Source organism: Solibacillus sp. FSL H8-0523 (assembly GCF_038051985.1).
GTDB lineage: Bacteria > Bacillota > Bacilli > Bacillales_A > Planococcaceae > Solibacillus.
In genome coordinates, this window is record NZ_CP150291.1 from 2,104,022 (window position 1) to 2,123,978 (window position 19,957).

General features: G+C 39.2%; 19 protein-coding genes. 15 read left to right on the forward strand and 4 right to left on the reverse strand.

The features are described 5' to 3' along the window. Positions 1 to 63 precede the first annotated feature (63 nt). The 5 genes from NSQ62_RS10505 to NSQ62_RS10525 all read left to right on the forward strand — a co-directional run bounded on the left by NSQ62_RS10505 (position 64) and on the right by NSQ62_RS10525 (position 5,929). Entirely contained in the window at positions 64 to 1,188 is a 1,125-nt protein-coding gene (locus tag NSQ62_RS10505; RefSeq protein ID WP_341320093.1) for a hypothetical protein, read from the forward strand. A 395-nt stretch (positions 1,189 to 1,583) separates the two neighbouring features. Then, positions 1,584 to 1,847 (forward strand): serine hydrolase, encoded by a 264-nt coding sequence (locus NSQ62_RS10510; protein WP_341320094.1) that lies wholly within the window; start codon positions 1,584 to 1,586, stop codon positions 1,845 to 1,847. Beyond that, a complete protein-coding gene (locus NSQ62_RS10515) occupies positions 1,828 to 2,427 on the forward strand; it encodes a serine hydrolase domain-containing protein (protein ID WP_341323921.1) in 600 nt (199 codons plus the stop codon). Before NSQ62_RS10510 ends, NSQ62_RS10515 begins: the two co-directional genes overlap by 20 nt. Positions 2,428 to 2,656: 229 nt before the next feature. Further along, on the forward strand, positions 2,657 to 4,420 hold the full coding sequence (gene recQ, locus NSQ62_RS10520) for a DNA helicase RecQ (protein WP_341320095.1): 1,764 nt from the start codon (positions 2,657 to 2,659) through the stop codon (positions 4,418 to 4,420). Positions 4,421 to 4,681: 261 nt separating this feature from the next. Then, complete coding sequence (locus NSQ62_RS10525) at positions 4,682 to 5,929, forward strand: helix-turn-helix transcriptional regulator (RefSeq protein ID WP_341320096.1); 1,248 nt, start codon at positions 4,682 to 4,684, stop codon at positions 5,927 to 5,929. A gap of 41 nt (positions 5,930 to 5,970) precedes the next feature. Here the strand turns inward: NSQ62_RS10525 and msrA are convergent, their stop codons facing one another. After that, the gene (gene msrA / locus NSQ62_RS10530; RefSeq protein WP_341320097.1) at positions 5,971 to 6,486 is read right to left on the reverse strand and encodes a peptide-methionine (S)-S-oxide reductase MsrA; all 516 of its coding nucleotides are present in this window, start codon (positions 6,484 to 6,486) and stop codon (positions 5,971 to 5,973) included. A gap of 178 nt (positions 6,487 to 6,664) precedes the next feature. Here msrA and NSQ62_RS10535 point away from each other — a divergent pair, with 178 nt between their 5' ends. From NSQ62_RS10535 to NSQ62_RS10545, 3 genes are all read left to right on the forward strand, one after another. Continuing rightward, positions 6,665 to 7,606: an LCP family protein gene (locus tag NSQ62_RS10535; protein ID WP_341320098.1), complete on the forward strand. Its 942-nt coding sequence runs from the start codon at positions 6,665 to 6,667 to the stop codon at positions 7,604 to 7,606. 75 nt (positions 7,607 to 7,681) lie between these two features. Beyond that, entirely contained in the window at positions 7,682 to 8,911 is a 1,230-nt protein-coding gene (locus NSQ62_RS10540) for an AI-2E family transporter (RefSeq protein ID WP_341320099.1), read from the forward strand. A gap of 360 nt (positions 8,912 to 9,271) precedes the next feature. Beyond that, entirely contained in the window at positions 9,272 to 9,652 is a 381-nt protein-coding gene (locus NSQ62_RS10545; RefSeq protein ID WP_341320100.1) for a sporulation protein, read from the forward strand. Between the two features lie 89 nt (positions 9,653 to 9,741). On the opposite strand, the gene NSQ62_RS10550 is transcribed toward NSQ62_RS10545, so the two are convergent. Together NSQ62_RS10550 and NSQ62_RS10555 are read right to left on the reverse strand one after the other, a co-directional pair. After that, positions 9,742 to 10,536, reverse strand: a complete 795-nt coding sequence (locus tag NSQ62_RS10550) for an alpha/beta hydrolase (protein WP_341320101.1) — start codon at positions 10,534 to 10,536, stop codon at positions 9,742 to 9,744. 315 nt (positions 10,537 to 10,851) lie between these two features. Continuing rightward, entirely contained in the window at positions 10,852 to 12,009 is a 1,158-nt protein-coding gene (locus tag NSQ62_RS10555) for an aminotransferase class I/II-fold pyridoxal phosphate-dependent enzyme (RefSeq protein WP_341320102.1), read from the reverse strand. A gap of 157 nt (positions 12,010 to 12,166) precedes the next feature. Here NSQ62_RS10555 and NSQ62_RS10560 point away from each other — a divergent pair, with 157 nt between their 5' ends. From NSQ62_RS10560 to NSQ62_RS10585, 6 genes are all read left to right on the forward strand, one after another. Then, positions 12,167 to 12,976, forward strand: coding sequence for a hypothetical protein (locus NSQ62_RS10560; RefSeq protein WP_341320103.1), 810 nt, complete (start codon positions 12,167 to 12,169; stop codon positions 12,974 to 12,976). Positions 12,977 to 13,219: 243 nt separating this feature from the next. Beyond that, positions 13,220 to 14,584 carry an FAD-linked oxidase C-terminal domain-containing protein gene (locus NSQ62_RS10565; RefSeq protein WP_341320104.1) on the forward strand — a complete coding sequence of 455 codons (1,365 nt, stop codon included), beginning with the start codon at positions 13,220 to 13,222 and terminating at the stop codon, positions 14,582 to 14,584. A gap of 11 nt (positions 14,585 to 14,595) precedes the next feature. Beyond that, complete coding sequence (locus NSQ62_RS10570; RefSeq protein WP_341320105.1) at positions 14,596 to 15,576, forward strand: TRAP transporter substrate-binding protein; 981 nt, start codon at positions 14,596 to 14,598, stop codon at positions 15,574 to 15,576. 16 nt (positions 15,577 to 15,592) lie between these two features. Next, positions 15,593 to 16,060, forward strand: a complete 468-nt coding sequence (locus tag NSQ62_RS10575) for a TRAP transporter small permease (protein ID WP_341320106.1) — start codon at positions 15,593 to 15,595, stop codon at positions 16,058 to 16,060. Next, positions 16,060 to 17,328 carry a TRAP transporter large permease gene (locus NSQ62_RS10580; RefSeq protein WP_341320107.1) on the forward strand — a complete coding sequence of 423 codons (1,269 nt, stop codon included), beginning with the start codon at positions 16,060 to 16,062 and terminating at the stop codon, positions 17,326 to 17,328. The genes NSQ62_RS10575 and NSQ62_RS10580 overlap by 1 nt, the downstream gene beginning before the upstream one ends. A gap of 6 nt (positions 17,329 to 17,334) precedes the next feature. Beyond that, the gene (locus NSQ62_RS10585; RefSeq protein WP_341320108.1) at positions 17,335 to 18,048 is read left to right on the forward strand and encodes a FadR/GntR family transcriptional regulator; all 714 of its coding nucleotides are present in this window, start codon (positions 17,335 to 17,337) and stop codon (positions 18,046 to 18,048) included. Between the two features lie 41 nt (positions 18,049 to 18,089). Here the strand turns inward: NSQ62_RS10585 and NSQ62_RS10590 are convergent, their stop codons facing one another. Next, positions 18,090 to 18,887 (reverse strand): enoyl-CoA hydratase-related protein, encoded by a 798-nt coding sequence (locus tag NSQ62_RS10590; RefSeq protein WP_341320109.1) that lies wholly within the window; start codon positions 18,885 to 18,887, stop codon positions 18,090 to 18,092. A 170-nt stretch (positions 18,888 to 19,057) separates the two neighbouring features. Between NSQ62_RS10590 and NSQ62_RS10595 the strand changes: the two genes are divergently transcribed. Continuing rightward, positions 19,058 to 19,927 (forward strand): recombinase XerD, encoded by an 870-nt coding sequence (locus NSQ62_RS10595; protein WP_341320110.1) that lies wholly within the window; start codon positions 19,058 to 19,060, stop codon positions 19,925 to 19,927. The last annotated feature ends 30 nt before the right edge of the window (positions 19,928 to 19,957 follow it).

The window sequence follows — 19,957 nt, forward strand, 5'->3', positions numbered from 1 at the left end:
ACTTTTTCGTTTGAACGACAAACTAGTTTACATAATCTTATTATCACAAAAAAGGAGCGCATCATGAAGAAAATCATCTTACTATTTTTCGTGCTACTCCTGACAGCCTGTTCAGATTCAAATGAAAAGGCAACATGGGTAGCGCAAAATATTCCAAATGAACAAAAACAACCAGACCCAATATACCCTGCAAAAGTTGAGGTTTATTCGCCAAATGTTACAACAACCGGCCAGGTAATTAAGCAAAAGGAGCGCGAAAAGTGGATTTTAGTCAATGCCCAAGATGTCGCGGGGCATCCGTATGCACTTGTTGGGAAAGAATTCCTAACACTTGGAGAAGTGGAAGCGATTGATGTAGCGCATAATATCGCAGTCATTCATATTCGTAATAGTTATGATTTTGACATTGTGGAGCCCTCGTCATTTGTCACAACTAAAAATGGCCAACGTGTTACAGCTTCAGTTGATCAGATCGAAACGTTATTAGCAGAAGCCATGGAAAAAAGGGTTGATTGGCAAGTGCGCCATGAAAAAAACCAGAAATTGCTTGAAGGGGTAGAGCCCACGGAGCTTGAAAATTTCACAACATACTACAGTAAAAATATATTTACCTTTAATAGTGATGAATTAATGGATAGCGCGGTAAAGCTGATTGAGGCACTTAACCAGGCAATTGAAACACAAAATTTCGAAGAACTTAACGAAATGATCAACTCAGATGATGTAAAAGAGGAAATCCAGTTTGTGAAAAAGCCTGTATCTGGCTTTACCATTAAGGAAGCAAAACGAGACGGGGTTTATTATTTTGTGAATGGTGTCGATGAAAATAAAGAGGAAGTGCGTTTAACCTTTATATTAGAACAGCAAACCTATCAACTCATTGGTGCTAATTTAATTAATGCGGACAACTTAAAAAAAGAAAAGATTGCTACAGTTGATGTCACATCACAAAAGAATTGGAGTGACGCACCAGCACTTGAAATGTTTGCAAACAAGCAAATTGAGACAATCAAAATCCAAACAGCCGATTTAACTTGGCAACTAGAATACAAAGATAGCAAAATTGCCGTAAAAAAAGATGGGAAAGATAGTTATAACTGCACGGATGTACAAATTCAGGAGAATAAGTTTACGTTAATCGGCTGCGGCCCACAAATGGCGACTGTGCCACTTGTAAAATTGCAGTAAAACTAGCGGGGATTTGCAGTGATGCAAGTCTCTTCTTTCAAAGTGATATTACATATTATCCGACACTATATAGTTAATTTTTTAGTTTAAACAAGCTACCAAGCAAATAACAAATCCAGTAAACAAATGCAAATATCCCGTGTTATTTCTATATAAATTATCGATTTCGTGAATTCACAAGGGAAATTTTCACTTGCGTCGAATGAATTGGGAAGAGGTGAAAAAAATGAAATTTAAACAACTTAAATGGTAAGGAGCTCGGTACACCGACACGCTATATTTATAAAATTAAACGATCGCATCTATTTGATTCGATTGAAATCAAAAAGAACGGTTTATCGAGTTCGTTTGATTTATCGGGCTCATTTTAATTTGAAATAGAAAGGAATAGTAATTTGAATAACAATGTAATAGACGCAGTTGAAAAAACATATCAAACGTTGAATTGCACTGGGGCAGCACTCATTTTTTATCAAAATAATGACTTGAAAATCGAAAAATATTGGGGAAATCACAGTGCGAAAGGGAACTCACGTGCGATTCAGGCGGATACGAAGTTCCATCTCGCATCATGCCGGAAAAGCTATATCGCTTATGCTGTGGCGTATGCATTACATAAGGATTTTCTCCGTTCACTTGATGATGAAATACTTCGTTGAGATCATCTCTCAAATCATTCTACATACAACAAAACGCACGATTGCAGACATACTTCAAAAAGAAGTATTTTCACCACTAGGCTTTAAAGAAACGAATTGGTACAACACATTTGATGAAACATTTGTCGAAGTAATAGGGAAAGATACGAATCCACATTGGTCAGCTTCTCAGATTATAGATGGTAGCAAAATGAATATGTATGCTTCCGCAAGAGAATTTGCAAAATGGGGCTTAGTTCATTTAAACGAGGGAAATCATGACGGAAGACAATTATTTGATCCTGAAATTATCAGAATAGCGACTAAGATACAGAGTCCGCAATATTCAAATCAAGACCTTCCTGAAAACGGAATTTTCTGGTTCGTAAAAGGGACTCAGGCAAGTAAGTCAGAAATTGGTGAAGCTGTTCCAAACGGAGCATATCAAATACTCGGCTACACAACAGTTACATTACTAGTAATCCCAAGTGAAAAAATCGTTGCAGTTCGTATGTTTAATAGCTACGGTAATCCAAAAGGTTATGATTATTTACGAGATGTAAAAGACTTTGGGAATGTCATTGTTCAGTGTTTAAAGTAGGAGAAATAAGCTGAGCGGGTACTGCATTTGTTAGAGCTGAAACCAAAAGTGCATTTTTATATGAAATTTTTCTAAAGGAACAATATCGTTCAAATGGTATTGGAAAAAAGCAATATGTATAAAGAAATCGTTAAATAAACACATAATCAGATTATGTAAACTAAATCACCTTTCATGAATGTTCAATTCCATGTATAATAAAAGAACTGTAGTTTTTCAGGAGGGTTTTATGAATACACAAGCATTACAACATTTAAAAACGTATTTTGGTTATGACACATTTCGCCCTGGCCAAACACAAATTATTGATAGCGTCCTAGACAACAAAGATACGCTCGTCATTATGCCAACTGGTGGCGGTAAGTCACTATGCTATCAAATTCCGGCACTGTGCTTAGAAGGTACGACACTTGTAATTTCTCCATTGATTTCACTTATGAAAGATCAAGTAGATATGCTCACAAGTAGCGGGATTCCAGCAGCATTTATTAATAGTTCACTAAGCTTTGATGAAGTACAAGATGTCATGTATGGCGTACGTAGTGGCAAAATTAAACTATTATACATCGCACCGGAACGTTTAGAAAACGAGCGCTTTTGTATGGAGCTCGCTCAGATTAAAGTACCGCTTCTTGCAATCGACGAAGCGCACTGCATTTCACAATGGGGCCATGATTTCCGCCCAAGCTATCGGACGATTCAAGGGTTGTCTAATTTATGGGCACAAAAACCGACTGTTATTGCGTTAACAGCAACCGCAACAGAAGAAGTAAGCGCTGATATTCAGCAGCTCCTTGCAATTGATACAGAAAACACCTTCATTACAGGCTTTGCACGTGAGAATTTAGCATTTTCCGTACTGCTTGGTGAAAACAAAGAAGCGTATGTCAAACAATATGTAAAAGCCAATGCCAATGAGGCAGGTATTATTTATGCATCCACACGAAAATCTGTTGAAGCCGTTTATGACATGCTTTCTCGTTCGGGGGTAGCCGTTGCTAAGTACCACGGAGGGATGTTTGAAGAAGACCGTACATACGAGCAAAATCGCTTCTTAAACGATGAAGTGCAAGTAATGGTCGCAACGAACGCCTTTGGGATGGGCATTAACAAAACGAATGTGCGCTATGTGCTGCATTATAATATGCCGCGCAATATGGAAAGCTATTATCAAGAAGCAGGCCGTGCTGGGCGAGACGGCTTAGAAAGCGAATGTATTTTACTGTATGCCTCATCAGATGAGCAAACACAGCGTTTTTTAATCGATCAAGCACAAGACCGCTCGCGTATCCCATTAGAGCTTGAAAAATTGCATAAAATGATTGATTACTGCCATACTGAGCGCTGCTTACAAAGCTACGTCATCGATTACTTTGGTGATGCGAATCATCCGAAGTGTGGGAAGTGTGCCAACTGTACCGATGAACGCCCGCAGCAAGACGTTACAACCGATGCACAAAAGGTATTATCATGCATCGTACGCATGGGCCAAAAATTCGGAAAACAATTGACGGCTGCAGTACTCGCAGGTTCACGTAGTAAAAAGGTAACCGACTTTAATTTTCAAAAGCTCCCGACTTACGGCATCCTACGTTCAATGAATGCCAAGGAAATTGCCAACTTCATTGAGTTTTTAATCGCAGAAAAGCTCATCATCGTCAATAACGGTCAGTTTCCGACGTTAGCAATTTCAGATTTAGGCAAGGAAGTCTTATTAGGTAAGCATACGGTGCAGCGTAAACAGGCACGTATTATTAAAGCCCAGGTAGAAGCAAACGATCCACTGTTTGAAGTACTACGCCAAATCCGTAAAGAAATTGCAGACCGAGAAAAGGTACCACCATTTGTTGTCTTCTCGGATAAGTCATTAAAAGATATGTGTCTCCGCATGCCTAAGAATAGCACGCAATTTTTAGAGGTAAGCGGTGTGGGGGAAAGCAAGCTCGAAAAATATGGTAAGACATTTATAGATGCGATTATTGCGAATTCGTAATGTGGTATTAAACATTTTTAGAATGTGTTTAAACATCCATCTCTCTCGGTTATATTTTTGTGAAAAAGGAAATACGCCATTTTTCCTAAGCAAACCTTAGATGAATATTATATTGCAAAACTAAGAAGGGATTACTTATTCGTAATTCCTTCTTTTTTTAAAATTTTGAAAGTAAAAGAATTAAACTTTAAGTTAAGCTATTGTAAAAAAGTTGCTTTCATAGTTTAATTAGAATATTCAGACTAGAAGTGTGGTGGAAACTTGGAGACTTTAGGAATACGTATTAAACGGCTTAGAAAACAAAAGAAATTAACACAAAGTGAACTTGCAGCAGACCGTTTAACTAAAGGAATGCTTAGTTTAATCGAAAATGATAAAGCCAGGCCTTCGATGGATAGTCTACGCTTTATTGCCCACCAATTACATGTAGATGTGGGATTTTTATTAGATGATGGGACTTTAACGATGCTTCGCAATTTGTATTTAGAGATAGAGGATGATATGGAGCGTCGAAAAATGATCCGTGACCCAGATGAATTACAGTCATTAACGGTGAAAATGATTGAAAAAATCGAACCGCACTTGGCGCAAATTCAAGGGACCAATTATGAGCAAATTAGATTGCGTGAAGTCTATTTTTTAATGAATCGTACGATTAATAAAGCGAAATCACTCGACGAATATTGGAAATTTATCGAGCAATACGAGGCAATCCATGCATATAGCCGTATGCTACGCTGTTACTTTTATCTCTGTTCAGCAGCAATCGAGCAGCGTAATTATACTGAAACCCTTGCAATTTTAAAGCAAGGTGAGGAGCATATCCTGCCTTATGAGCTCATGATTGATCCAATCGTCAGGCTTGAATTGTACTACAATTTAACGATTTCTTATTCAGCCGTAGATGATGTTGCGATGTCAAACTACTATTTACAAAAAGCACTAGATATGGCAAAGAAAAAGCAAATTTTTTATCGGATGGACCGATTTTATGAATTATTATTTATGCAGTCCGTTGCGAATAAGGAATTTGAGAAAAGTAAAACCTATATCGAAAAATTGAGCTTACTTTCACAATTTGCGGATGATCCAACAATTACGATTTTATATGTTTCGAATTACCTGCACTATTTAAATAATGTCGAAATGCAATTTGAAACGGTGAGCCCTACGATTGAGCGTGCAAAAGCAAAGCTGCATACAAGCCTATTTCTATTTAAAAATCCGATTTTTGTCGGCGAACAAATGTATGCACAGTATCAATTACAAAACTATGAACAGGTCATTGAAATTGGGACAAATTTTGCGATTCCGACATACTTACATCACCCAATCGATTTAGCAAAATACTATCGCTTTTTTGCTGTCCGCGCACTGTCTTACTACCACATGCAAGACAAAGTGGCGGCTAAGCGGGATATTATTTATGCGAAAAACGGGGTAGAGGATTACCCAGAAACCATTTATAAAACGTTTATTTATGAAGCATTTAATAAAATCTTTAATTAAAAAAGCTAGTAGCGCTCCTATGAGATGCTACTAGCTTTGACTTATTTCCAATGGGAGTCGACAAATTCATCGCGCCCAGATTTCGCGCGGTCTTCTTTGTAATGTGCTTCTTCTTTTTTATAATAATCCTGATGATAGTCTTCTGCTGGCCAAAATGTAGGGGCATCTTGAATTTCTGTAACAATCGGCTTTTTAAAGCGACCACTTGCTGCAAGTTGCTCCTTAGAAATTTTAGCTGCTTTGTTTTGTACTTCATTATGTGTGAAAATCACGGTCTTGTATGATTCACCGCGGTCGTGGAACTGACCACCTGCATCAGTAGGATCGATTTGCATCCAGTAGATTTCAAGTAAGCGCTCATAACTAAACACTTGAGGGTCAAATTCAATTTGAACTACCTCTACATGCCCAGAATCACCGCGCTTTACATCTTCATAGGTAGGATTATCAAGATGTCCACCCATATAGCCACTTGTCACTTTATGTATACCGTCCCATTCTGCAAACGGTTTTACCATACACCAAAAACAGCCACCCGCAAATGTTGCCTTTTCCATATAAACCACTCTCCAAACTAAATAAAGCTTATCCTATCATGTAGCGTTCACTTAAAGCAATGATGTTTTTGGAGAAATTGGGGTAATGCTATAATATCTGCTCGGTTTTAATCATATTTGAAACTAAAGTGAATAAAATTCGTCTATACTTCACGTAACTAGAAAGGAAGTTAGATTCATGGAAGAACAAACTAGGCAAACACGCCACCATAAAAAGAAGAAGTTCCGTACAGGACGCTTTATCTTTACCGTCCTCCTTATACTAATTATTAGCTTATTAGGCTACAGCTATTGGCAATTTAAAGAAGGGCAAGAGCTAGCCACAGACACGAAAATCCCAGTAGAAAACTTTGACCCAGATGAAAAACACCCAACGATTGAAAACTATTTAATTTTAGGAGTCGATACACGCGGAGAAGAAAAATCACGCTCAGATACGATGATGATGCTCTCATGGAACCGTGAAACGAATGATATGAAACTTGTATCGTTTATGCGTGATATTTATGCGGATATTCCAGGCTACCAATCCTACAAACTGAATACAGCGTTTTATTTAGGTGGGGTACCGCTTTTACAAAATACGTTGAGCTCGATGTTTGATATTCCGATCCATCATTATGCGATGATTGATTTTAAAAGCTTTGAAACACTAATCGACGTATTAGCACCAAACGGCATTGAAATCGACGTAGAAAAGGATATGGGCGGACTTATAGATGTGGAGATAAAAAAAGGCTTACAACAGTTAAATGGTAAGGAGCTTCTTGGTTATGCGCGCTTCCGCTCTGATGCAGAAGGAGATTTCGGCCGCGTAGCGCGTCAACAAAAGGTGATTGAAGCCTTAAAGGATGAATTACTCTCACCAAAAAACATGGTCAACATGCCGAAATTCGTAGGGGCTGCACAAGGGTATATGACAACAGACTTAACGAATAAAGATCAGCTTGCCACCGTTTTAAAAGCAGTTTCCGGCGGTACAATGAATGTCGAGAAAATGACGATCCCAGCTGAAGGAACTTACAAATTTGGTAGTTACCAACATGCAGGTTCAGTACTTGAAATCGACGTTGAACAAAATAAGCAACTTCTGCACGATTTTTTAAATTTAGCCGAGTAACTATTAGTTGAAATTCGCAAATCCGTGCTAAAATAAAGCTATCGTTAAATTTTGTCGAACTGTTGGGGTGGTCTTTTGGAAAAAGATAAAGAAACTGAAAGAAATAAGCTTTTACCACAAGAAAAATCGAATTTTTTCTCCACGCACTTCATACGCTTTTTGGGTGGGAAAAATTTATTATTCTTACTTGTGATCATCCTTCTTGTTGGATGCATCATCTTTATGTACGATCGAATTTCATTTATCTTTGAGCCATTACATGTCCTATTTGAAATGATTATTTTGCCAGGCGTATTAGGTGCTATTTTGTATTATTTACTTCGTCCACCACTAAAATTATTATTACGCTGGAAGATTCCGCGTGCATTGGCCATTTTGATTTTATACCTAATTGTTATTACGCTTATTGTACTGCTTGTCATTCTAGTATTCCCGTTCTTACGTGATCAATTTACAAACTTAGTTCAGGAATTTCCAGTCGTATTAATGACATTAGCCAATGACTTGCTGGCATTTTTAAACAATTCTCATTTTAATGAGTATTTTGAAAAAATCAACTTTGACTACAATCAAATTTTAACGGACTTTACATCAAGTTTTATTACGACGGTTAAAGATACGTTAACAGCGGTCGCGACTGGTGTTGCGTCAGGGATTACCGGTTTTGTATCGGCAGTTACTGGCTTCGTGCTGTCACTTGTGATAGTTCCGTTTATTACGTTTTATTTATTGTATGAAGGCGAAAAAATGCCGCGCTTCATTTTACGCCTATTCCCACCGCGCATGCGTGAGCGAATTGGTGAAGTATTACACGATATGGACAAGCAAATTAGCTCATATATTCAAGGGCAAATTTTAGTTTCATTTTGTATCGGACTAATGATGACAATTGGCTTCTTAATCATTGGGATGCCCTATGCGCTGTTACTTGGCTTCCTTGCAATGATTACGAGCGTTGTCCCATACTTAGGACCAGCGATTGCTGCGACACCTGCTGCGTTTATTGCCATCGTAAACTCGCCGTGGTTACTTGTAAAGCTTGCAATCGTTTGGACCATTGTTCAATTGATCGAAGGGAAGTTCATTTCGCCACAAATTATGGGGAAATCACTGAGCATTCACCCGATTACGATTATTTTCGTGTTACTGACGTCAGGTGCGTTATTCGGTGTTCCAGGGGTTGTGCTAGGTCTACCAGGCTATGCACTTCTTAAAGTACTCGTGACACATGTGTATCGTCTGTTTAAAGAGCGTTACAACCGCTACCAAATGGATGAAACGAATCTGTATGAGGATAAAAAATAATCGACACTTTACTGCTACTCTGCACAGCGCGGGGTAGCAGTTTTTTGAATGTTAAGGAATAGTTGATCGCATTTTGGGTAACTTTGCATAAAGTTATCTCTAAGTCCAGGCTAAAATCCCAGCCCCTCAGTCATTCAGAACCCTCCTGCAAAAGTGGTGAAGCATTTACTTTTGAATGGTGCTTTCCAATGTATGTCTAGGCGGGTGCTTTAGCTCTTTTTTTCTTAACATTAAAAATTTTCTACACACCGTCTGATTTGCGGTCGATTTCACCATAATAGGTTTAACAAACAAATTTCGGCGGTAAACGTATTATATAAAGGAAGCGAGCACTTCGCTATGTAAAACGGGGGAGTATGTATGTTAAGGTTAACGACAGTAGAAGAAAATGGTGTGAAGGTAGAAACCGTCATTGAGAAGACCGAGCTTGTTGAAGGCGAGTCATTGACTGGGACGGTTTATATTACAGCGGACGATGAGGAGACGGAGATCATTGATTTCATTTCGTTAAAGGTATTGTGTCAGCAACCAAACGGGGAACAACCCGTTATTGCCAAATATTCATTCCAATTAGTCGGGAGTATTCACTCAAAGGACGCGGAAATGGTTCCGTTTGAATTAATTCCGGACGATCGCTGGATTTGTAATGAGGATGAACGATTAATCTTTCAAACAACGGTCGTATTTTTAGAGGGCACAGAAGTCGAGGAAGTTGGCGTTATTTCATATCGGATGGATTGAGTTTTGCGCCATTTAGCTTCGAAAAATTTTGTCCAGTTTTGTTAACTAAAGGGCTGCCCAACAATAACTTGTCAGACAGCCCATATTGTTTATAGAGAACTAGCTTTTTTATAAAGATTGTTATGTTGAATAAATGTGTGAACGGCTTCGTTACATGCTGCACTTTTTTCGATGACACAAACATGTCCACATTCATCAATGATATGAAGCGTTGCATAGGGATTTGATGCTGCAGCCTTTTTTGCTTCTACTAAAAATAAATGATCCTCTTTGCCGATTAGATAGAGCATTGGAATAGTAGTCGGCTGTTGCTTCAATTGCTCGTAGGGTTTATTCGCATTTTTTAATAAATACGTCCATTTAATAAACTCCTTACGACCTAAATTTGCGGCCTCACGTACAAAATAAAAACGAGACTTTGCATGCGAGTTTTTCGGCATAATGAGGTAGGCAAAAATTTTATAAAAAACCATATAGGGTGCAAGGCTTCGTAGTTGCCAAGCACTTTGAATTAAGAATTTTGACCAAGAATTAAACTTCAGTACAGGTCCAGCTAATGTCATTGTTCGTATATAGTGGGATGCCTGAAGCATCAGTTCATTACCAATGATGGTACCTACAGAAAATGTTAAAAAATGTGCACTTGAAATCTTTAGCTTGTCTAACACTTCTGTGATTTTAGGGACGATCTGTGTGGCTTCGTAATATTTTGCGGGTAGTCCCGTTGAATCACCATGTCCAGGCAAATCAATAAATACTAAATTATAGTGCTTTGAAAAAAAATCGGCTTGCTTGTAAAAAAGTGTACTTTTACCACCTAACCCATGTAAAAATACTAACCATTCTTTTTGATGGCATGAAAAAACTTTTGTATAATGTAGCATTTGTAGCTCCTATCAATGTCAATTCCATCAGATGAGAAGTTCGCATGGCTGGAGAAAACATTATTATTAAAATAATTGTACATGTCCTGCATTTACTGCATGAGTAGCTATTCTGACTATAACTTGCAAAAATATGCTCGTCAAAAATAAAGAGCAAAAAATAGTATAAATCTAGCAATTTATTGAACACTTTACGAACATTTCAAAAGAGAGTTTAGTGATCTACTACTATGAAAGTATTCAAGATTCGGGGGCTGGCATAGCCTAGACACTTAAAAAGAGCATTCGACGAAAAATCGAATGCTCTTTCACTAATTATAATGTTGCTAAACGGTCTACCGCTTTTTGTAACGTTTCAACTGATTGTACTAATGCTAAGCGCATATAGCCTTCACCCGCAGTACCAAATACAGTACCTGGTACCATAACAACGCCTGTTTCTTCAATCGCTTTAAAGGCAAAGTCGATACAGTTCATGTCTTGTGGGTATTTGGCCCACACGAACATCCCACCGTCACTTGGTGCGACTTCCCATCCAATCGACTGTAAACCGTCCATTAACGTTCTATGACGCGCTGAGAACGTTTTACGCAGTTCTGCCGTTACCACTTCTGCATTATCGAGTGCAAGTGCTGCCACTTGTTGAATCGGCTCGAAAATACCGAAGTCTAAGTTTGATTTTAATTGCTTCATAATGGCTACAAGTTCTGCATTCCCTACGATATAGGCAACACGCGTACCCGCTAAGCTGAAGCTTTTTGATAAGGAGTTAATTTCTAACCCAACTTCTTTCGCACCTGGTGTTGCTAAGAAGCTAATCGGCGCATCACCCGTAAAGTAAAATTCTGAATACGCTGCATCATGTAATACGATGATGTTATATTTTTTCGCGAATGCGACCACTTCTTCAAAGTAGGCAAGTGATGGCATAGCTGGCACCGGATTCCCTGGCAAGTTTAAAATAAGTAGCTTCGCCTTATGTAGTACGTCTTCCGGAACGGCCTTTAAATCTGGTAAATAGTTATTTTCTTTTGTTAAAGGCATGTAGTAAGGTGTTGCACCCGATAAGTGAATGCCTGCATCATAGGCTACATATGCGGGGTTTGTTGTTAAGACAATGTCTCCAGGATCGCAGAAAGCTACAGGCAAGTGCACTAAGCCTTCTTGTGACCCGATTGTTTGGACAACTTCTGTTTCTGGTGTTAACTCGACACCGTTAACACGTTTATAGTAGCGACATACCGCTTCGTTAAATGTTTGAATACCCGTTAATGTATAGCCGTAAGAAGAAGATAACGCTGTTAACTCAGACATCTTTTGGCGTAAGTTTTCTGCAGGAGGAATATCGGGACTACCTAGACTTAAGTCGATTAATTCCATTCCTTTTTGCTGCTGTAGTTTTGCGTGGTTTTTTAAATCTCCGAAGATTGCTGGTGCAAATAGAGACATTTTTTTAGATGGTTGGATATTCAATGTAAAACACTCCTTAAAAACTTTCAAATGTATGCCCCATTTTAACACACTAGTGCAGTATAATGGGGAGGAAATCAGAAAAAAGAAATTATTCATTACACACTAGCGGTAACCGTAGATGGGGTAGCAAATTACTGCGAATAAAGGGGACAGATGAATGGAAATTTATTCACTAAGTGGGGCCAGTGGAACAGGAAAAAGCACCAGTGCCTTACAGTTTGCACATAATAAGGGGATACGTGGCATTATTGATGATGGGTTACTTATTATAGACGGGGAAAAGGTAGCGGGAACATCTGCAAAATTTGAAAAATCTCCTCTGCGAGCTGTACGCCGCGCGATTTTTGATGAGGAACAGCATCGAACAGAAGTAAAAGAAGCGATTGTTGCACACGCACTCGAATCAATTTTACTTATCGGCACTTCTATAAAGATGACAAAAAAAATTGCGGAGCGTCTGAATTTAGGCGACATTACGTATTCTTATACAGTCGAGGAGATTCGCACCGTAAAAGAAATCGAACGCGCACGCTTTGTACGGGAAATCGGGGGACAGCATTTAATGCCGGTACCATTTCGTCAAGTCGAGCAAAACTTCTTTAAACGCCTTATCCAGCGCGGTAAAGACATTTTCACACCAAATCGCGAGAAAATTGGCGAAACGACACTTGTACGACCAGATTTTCATCAGCAAACGATTACCATCGCAAAATCGGTCTACACGGACATTGTAAAGCATGTGATCGAAAACACATCTTATGTATCGCGTGTTCAGCATTTACATTGTACGTTTTTGCAGGTGCCACGTATTTCCTTTGAAGTATATTTAGCCGCGCCTATTAATACATACATACCAGATTTGATGAAGCAGCTTCAACAGGAGATTGCTCAAAGTTTCAGCACCCATTTTTCGATGGAGCCAGAGCAAATAAATATTAAGGTTTTAGGTATCGAAAGCAAAATATAAGAAACATCATATGGACGAAACCGATTTTCCCAAATACAAGGAGAGAATCGGTTTTTTTATATTATTAAGGGACAAGGCAAAAGCAGACCAATCCTTACCTAACAGCGCGATGTTAAAAAGAATATTTTAAATTTTCTTACAAATTATTGTGTTTTTGGTTAAATAATTATATTCTACTAATACATGAATATTGGTTGTACCAATTAACTTGTGGTTTAACCAATACAGCATAGGAGGAGAAATATGATTTACATTGACCAGTTACAGCTACTACTATCAAATGAACAAGTAACAACGAATGCCGTATTACTTGAACAACACGGAAAAGACGAATCCTACCATGAACCACATCTACCTGATGTTGTCGTGTTCCCAAAAACGTCTGAAGAAATCAGTAAAGTTTTGGCATTTGCAAATGAAAATCGAATTCCCGTCGTTCCATTTGGACTTGGGACAAGCTTAGAAGGACATATCATTCCATATAACGGAGGAATTTCACTTGATTTGTCACTAATGAGTGCCGTTCTTGAAGTGCGTTCTGACGATTTTTTAGTAAAGGTCCAACCAGGTGTTACACGCAGTCAATTAAATAAAGAATTAAAGAAACATGGCTTATTTTTCTCGGTCGATCCAGGAGCCGATGCCACACTTGGGGGCATGGCGGCGACCAATGCGAGTGGTACGACTTCTGTTCGTTACGGCATCATGCGAGATCAAGTGCGTGATTTAGAAGTGGTGTTAGCCAATGGCGACATCATACATACAGGTGGATTAGCGGCAAAATCATCTTCTGGCTATCATTTGAATGGGTTGTTAATTGGTTCAGAAGGTACTTTAGGTGTGATAACAGAATTAACATTACGCGTTTATGGCATACCTGAAAAAGTGGTGGCTGGTCGCGCTACCTTTACAACAGTGCAGCAAGCAGTTGACTCGGTTGTGGCATTAAAGCAAGCAGGCATTCCAATGGCACGTATTGAACTCGTTGATCAACGTAGTATTGAGCAAGTCAATGTAGCGAGTGGGTCTACGTTTGCAGAAACACCAACACTATTTTTAGAATTCCATGGCAACGAAGCGGGATTAGCGTCCGATGTGGCATTTGCAACCGAGCTACTCGATGATAACGGCTGTCTCGACATTCAATTCGAGCAAGATGAACGCAACCGCAACCAACTTTGGGAGCTTCGTCATAACTTAGCCTATACGTACATTCACAGCGCACCTAAAAAGAGATTGATGACAACAGATGTTGTTGTTCCAATCAATTCCTTACCAGAGGCAATTGAAAATTCCCGTGCAAAAATTGAAAGTTTGCAAATTGATGCAGGGATTGTTGGTCACGTGGGAGACGGCAACTACCATATTATCTTAATGGTCGATATGAATGATTCAGCCGACATTGCCCGCGCCAAACAATTAAATGAACATGTTGTGGAGTTTGCGCTCTCACTTGGCGGTACTTGTACAGGGGAGCACGGAGTGGGTGTCGGAAAAGCAAAATACCAGCAACAAGAACATGGATTAGCCTATAACTGGATGAAAGAAATTAAAAAATTACTGGATCCAAATAACATTTTAAATCCAGGCAAAATTTTTATTGATTAGGGGAAATGGCGATGAAGAGAATTGTTCGCATGATTGGAGTTATTTGTAGCATCATGCTGCTTAGCGCTTGTACAAGTTCCACGGAAAAAGAACAGTATGTGTTATATGCTGGCCACTCGCTCGCTGAAGACCATCCGTTTGAAGCCGCAATGCAAGAGCTAGCAAAGCGTGTCGAGGAACGTACAGAGGGACGTGTGGTCATTGAGACATTCCCGCTTAGTCAGCTCGGTGCAGAGCGTGAATTAATCGAAGGGTTAATGCTCGGCTCCGTCGATATGATGGTATCGACATCAGGTCCACTCATTAACTTTGTTTCAGATTTTGGGGTGTTAGATTTACCGTTTTTATTCAATAACCGTGAAGCGGCCGTTCAAATTTTGGAAGGCGAAATCGGTGATGAATTATTTGCACAATTGCGTGATGAAGGCATCGTCGGATTATCTTGGGGTGAAAACGGTTTCCGTCATGTTACGAATAGTGTAAAGCCGATTGAAACACCAGAAGATTTAAAGGGGCTGTCATTACGTGTTCAAGAAAATAAAGTATTTATTGATGCCTTCAAACAATTAGGAGCCAATGCCTCTCCAATGGCTTGGACAGAAGCGTTAACCGCGCTTCAATCAGGGGTAGTCGATGGACAGGAAAATCCGATTTTAGTTATTGATAGCTATAAATTATACGATTCTGGACAAACCCATATGACACTTACAGGCCATTCCTATTCTTCAGCAGTATTTATGATGAGTGAGCATGCCTATAATCGGTTACCAGAAGATTTACGTCAAATTGTTTATGAAGAAGGACAAAAAATTGGCGCCTACGAACGTGAGCTTGTAATCGATAAAGAACAAGAAACACTCGTGCGTTTACAAGAACAGGGCATGGAAGTAGTTGAACAGATTGATGTCGGAATATTCCGTGAAAAAATCATGTCCGTCTATGATAGTACAAAAAATCAGCAACTCTTGCAACGTATATTAGAGAAGCAATAAGATGGGGGAACATTCAATGGGGAAAGTAATCGCAGGAATGAACAAAGTGGTTCATATCCTATTAATACTATTGATGACAACACTTGTAATCGCTGTATTTTGCCAAATTGTATTTCGTTTTTTCGACAAATCGCTTCCATGGACAGAGGAATTGTCTCGATACGCTATGATTTGGATGACATTTTTAGGTGCAGCCTATGCGGTCAGTACACGCGCACATATTGGCATGGAATTATTTGTTGAACGTGCACGGGGAGTGACGAAACAAGTATTAATCGTGATAGCTGCGATAATTAGTGGCGTGTTTTTCGTTATGATGATTGTCAAAGGCTACGAATTATCGATGCGTGTTATGGATCAATCATCCGCCGTACTTCAAATTCCAATGGGACTTGTGTATTTGATTATGCCGATTAGTGGGGTTGTGTTATTGATTAATTTACTTCACGTAACCGCAAAAGAACTGAAAGGAGAGATGTCTTAATGGCGGATATCATTCTTTTCGTCTTACTACTGGCGTTAATCTTTATTAACGTACCCATTGCGATTGCATTAGCTATGGCTGCTGCAATTTTATTTGTTACGCAAAGTGACATGCCGATTATGGCCATTTTTCAGCGCATGTTTAATTCAATTGATTCCTTCCCGTTATTAGCCATTCCATTCTTTATTTTAGCCGGGAAACTAATGGAATCAGGTGGGATTTCTCGTCGGTTAATCCATTTAGCACAAGTGATGCTCGGTCGTGTGCGCGGTGGATTGGCGCTCGTCTCAATTATTTCATGTACATTTTTTGCCGCCTTGTCTGGTTCAGCAGCAGCGACGACAGCAGCTGTTGGGGCGATTATGATTCCTGCAATGGTAAAAAAGGGGTATGATAAAAACTTTTCAACTGCGATTCAAGCTGCAGGTGGAACAATCGGCGTAATTATTCCTCCAAGTGTACCGCTCGTGTTGTTTGGGGTAACAGCAGGCGTTTCAATTAGCGATTTATTTTTAGCTGGGATTATTCCAGGGGTGTTTGTTACAGGAGCCTTACTTGTTCTTGTCTACATTATTTCGATCATCAAAGGCTACGGTGGTGGTGAAAAATATAATGCAAAGGAATTTTTCATTGCCTTAAAAGATTCAATTTTAGCACTGATGATGCCAGTTATTATTTTAGGTGGAATTTATAGTGGGCTATTTACGGCAACAGAAGCCGCGCTCGTAGCCGTAGTGTACGGGATGATTGTTGGGGTGTTCATTTACCGTGAAATTACACTAAAAGATTTATATCGTATTTTCTCTTCTGCTACGATTATGAGTGCATCGATTTTATTCATTATCGCAGGCGCATCCATTTTTGCTTATTATTTAACGCGCGAACGCATTCCGATGCAAATTACAGAAGCCCTTTTAAGTATTACGGATAATTGGATTATCGCATTACTAATTATTAACTTGATTTTATTAATAGTCGGCACATTTATGGAAACAGCTGCTGCAATTCTAATTTTAACGCCGATTTTAGCACCCGTTGCCGCTGCGCTTGGGATTGATCTTGTTCATTTTGGTATTATTATGATTGTCAATTTAGCAATTGGTTACATTACGCCACCAGTTGGGTTAAACTTATTTGTAGCAAACAAAATTGCTGGCACGAAATTCGAGGGCGTTGTCCGGGCAATCATTCCCTTTATTTGCGTGATGATTTTGTGTGTCCTTATTATTTCATTTGTTCCAGCGCTTAGCTTATTTTTAGTAAAATAAAGAGGTGTGCGTACATTGACTACATCGACGAAGCAAAAAGTGTACGAAATGGTGTTTCAAGAAATTCAACAGGATATTTTAGCCGGAAGATACGAAATGGGCGAAAAATTGCCATCTGAACGAGCACTTGCGATTCGCTATCAAGTAAGTCGTAATTCCATTCGTGAGGCAATACGCTTACTTGAGTTAAGAAATCTTGTTGAAATCAAACATGGGGACGGCACGTTTATCAAAAACATTTCCATTCAAAGTACAAAAAACGAACTGGTCCATGTTCTTGAAAATACCGATAAAACAAGCATATATGAAATGCTTGAACTACGTTATATTTTAGAATCACAATGTGCTTTTCTTGCGGCATTGCGTGCAAATACGCAAGATTTCGAAAAAATAGCCAACTCACTTGAAATGATGAAAGCAGCGAAGGCAGATGAAAAGCTTGGGATACAGGCAGATCTTAGCTTTCACATTGCAATTGCTGAAGCCACTCATAATCAAGTGTTAGTAGAATTAATTGCTTCGCTAATGCCGCATATACGTAATACAATCGAAGTAACGCGTAACTATCGACTTGCTGAAAATAAAAATATTTGTTCCACATTCGATGAGCATAAGCAAATCTATCTTGCGATTAGTCGTGGTGACAGTGAGCAAGCAAAAACATTAATGGAAAACCATATCCGTACAATTCGCGAAGAATTATCAGAACGATTGCTTTAAAAAATGCCCGACAAGTGTTGAAATTACTCGTCGGGCATTTTTTATTTTATTTTACGTGTAAACTGAGGCTGGCGTTTTTCAACAAAGGCACGCACACCTTCAGCAAAGTCTGTTTGAGAAACGAATGGTGTCGAACCTTCCCATAAGGCAGGTGTTGAATCCACACATTCTTTAACTGCACGTTTTACAGCAAGCAGCGAGTCCGGGGACATCCCCGCAACAAGTTTCCCCATACGAATCGCAAAACGGTTCAAGTCTTTTTCGGCTACAAGATAGTTTAACATGCCCGCTTTGTACGCTTCTTCAGCTTTATACATACGACCGGTAAAGACAAAATCCTTCGTTGCGGCAGGGCCAACTAAGTCCACTAAGCGCTTAGCGAATTTATTGTTTAATGTAATACCTAACTTTCCAACTGGAATCCCCATTTTCGCATTATCCGAGCCAATTCGAATATCACAGGCAAGTGCTAGCTCTAAACCAGCCCCCATAGCAGGGCCATTAATGACACCGATTACAGGAATCGGTAAGTTTTCGATTGTTGAAATCGTACGCTCCATATGTATGAACGCTTCTTCGGCTTTGTCTAATGAAATCGAGTTAAATTCCTTAATATCTGAGCCAGCCGTAAAGTTTTCACCTGAGCCGCGCAGCAGCAATACTTTGTTTTTCGGATTTTCTAATGTGCTTTGTGCGATTTTTGCGAGTTGATCCCACATGTTTGCTGTTAGTGCATTTTTTAATTGTGGACGATGAATCGTAATAATCGCGAGCCCAGCTGTTTCTTGATAAATAATCTTTGCTTCTTCGGCTTCAAGTCTTGTCGTACGTACTTGCATTATATTTCCCCCTAAATCACCATTTACCGCTCATTATAGCCTATTACGCGAAGAAGTGACATGCAATTTAGAATTTTCGAGTAAAAATGAGCGTGATATAGCTAATTTAATCTTACTATAGTAAGATAGTGCTTTTCACATGTTACAATAGAAGAAAGGAGCGGATCTCGATGTTGGATGTTTTAGCACATGTAAAGGCATTTGAAGCCTATTTGAAATCGTTAAATCGATCGGTTCATACCGTCAAACAATATACAATTGACGCCAATCAATTTGCGTCAATCACTAAAAATAGCGCGGATCTCGATGAAGCATTACAGCGCTATACGTCAGAAATTCAAGAAACGTATACATCCGTAAATTCAATCAATCGTAAGTATGCCGCAATACGCCAATTTTTAGGATTTTTACAAACGCGCGGTGTAATTGGTGTATATGATTCTCTTCTTTTGCAAAAGCTAGCAAAGGAACAAACCGCGCTGAACGTATTAACGACGAAGCAATTGAAGCAGGCACTCCATTTTTGGCCGCATCAATTCGACATCGCATTACATGAAGAACATGCTTGGCTTGCGCTTCGTAATACCGCGATTACTTATACAATTGCCGAACTCGCGATTAAACCAGCAGAGCTTGTTCGTATGCAGTGGAAGCATGTCGATGAGGAAACGAATGAACTTACGGTGATTTCTTCTAAATCTTATCGCATTTTACTGCTATCCAAGGAGCTTATTGCACTATTACAGCGCTATAAGGAACATACCCATGCCTTTATGCCATTAACGGAGCATTCGCCGTTCGTTTGGCTAGGTGTAGGTAATAAACTTGGCGAACCAATCAGTGTGAAAACAATCGAGCGAATTTTTAAAGCGATGTCAGAACAACTTGGTATTAAAGTTACCGCAACGAATTTGCGTTATCAGGCGATTTTAAAGGAAATAAACGAATCTGAGGATGAACAGCTTTTCAGACAATTTGGCTATGCTCGCAAATGGGTCCTCAATGAACGTGGACAAAGATTCCCTAAAAACAATGAATAATTATGCTACAATAAGAAAAAAGATTAAAGG

Coding starts and splice junctions, on each gene's coding strand:
- NSQ62_RS10570 (WP_341320105.1), top strand. CDS start 14,596: ATGAAGAGAATTGTTCGCATGATTGGAGTTATTTGTAGCATCATGCTG.
- NSQ62_RS10575 (WP_341320106.1), top strand. CDS start 15,593: ATGGGGAAAGTAATCGCAGGAATGAACAAAGTGGTTCATATCCTATTA.
- NSQ62_RS10590 (WP_341320109.1), bottom strand. CDS start 18,887: ATGCAAGTACGTACGACAAGACTTGAAGCCGAAGAAGCAAAGATTATT.
- NSQ62_RS10565 (WP_341320104.1), top strand. CDS start 13,220: ATGATTTACATTGACCAGTTACAGCTACTACTATCAAATGAACAAGTA.
- NSQ62_RS10560 (WP_341320103.1), top strand. CDS start 12,167: ATGGAAATTTATTCACTAAGTGGGGCCAGTGGAACAGGAAAAAGCACC.
- NSQ62_RS10580 (WP_341320107.1), top strand. CDS start 16,060: ATGGCGGATATCATTCTTTTCGTCTTACTACTGGCGTTAATCTTTATT.
- NSQ62_RS10505 (WP_341320093.1), top strand. CDS start 64: ATGAAGAAAATCATCTTACTATTTTTCGTGCTACTCCTGACAGCCTGT.
- NSQ62_RS10595 (WP_341320110.1), top strand. CDS start 19,058: ATGTTGGATGTTTTAGCACATGTAAAGGCATTTGAAGCCTATTTGAAA.
- recQ (WP_341320095.1), top strand. CDS start 2,657: ATGAATACACAAGCATTACAACATTTAAAAACGTATTTTGGTTATGAC.
- NSQ62_RS10545 (WP_341320100.1), top strand. CDS start 9,272: ATGTTAAGGTTAACGACAGTAGAAGAAAATGGTGTGAAGGTAGAAACC.
- NSQ62_RS10515 (WP_341323921.1), top strand. CDS start 1,828: ATGATGAAATACTTCGTTGAGATCATCTCTCAAATCATTCTACATACA.
- msrA (WP_341320097.1), bottom strand. CDS start 6,486: ATGGAAAAGGCAACATTTGCGGGTGGCTGTTTTTGGTGTATGGTAAAA.
- NSQ62_RS10535 (WP_341320098.1), top strand. CDS start 6,665: ATGGAAGAACAAACTAGGCAAACACGCCACCATAAAAAGAAGAAGTTC.
- NSQ62_RS10550 (WP_341320101.1), bottom strand. CDS start 10,536: ATGCTACATTATACAAAAGTTTTTTCATGCCATCAAAAAGAATGGTTA.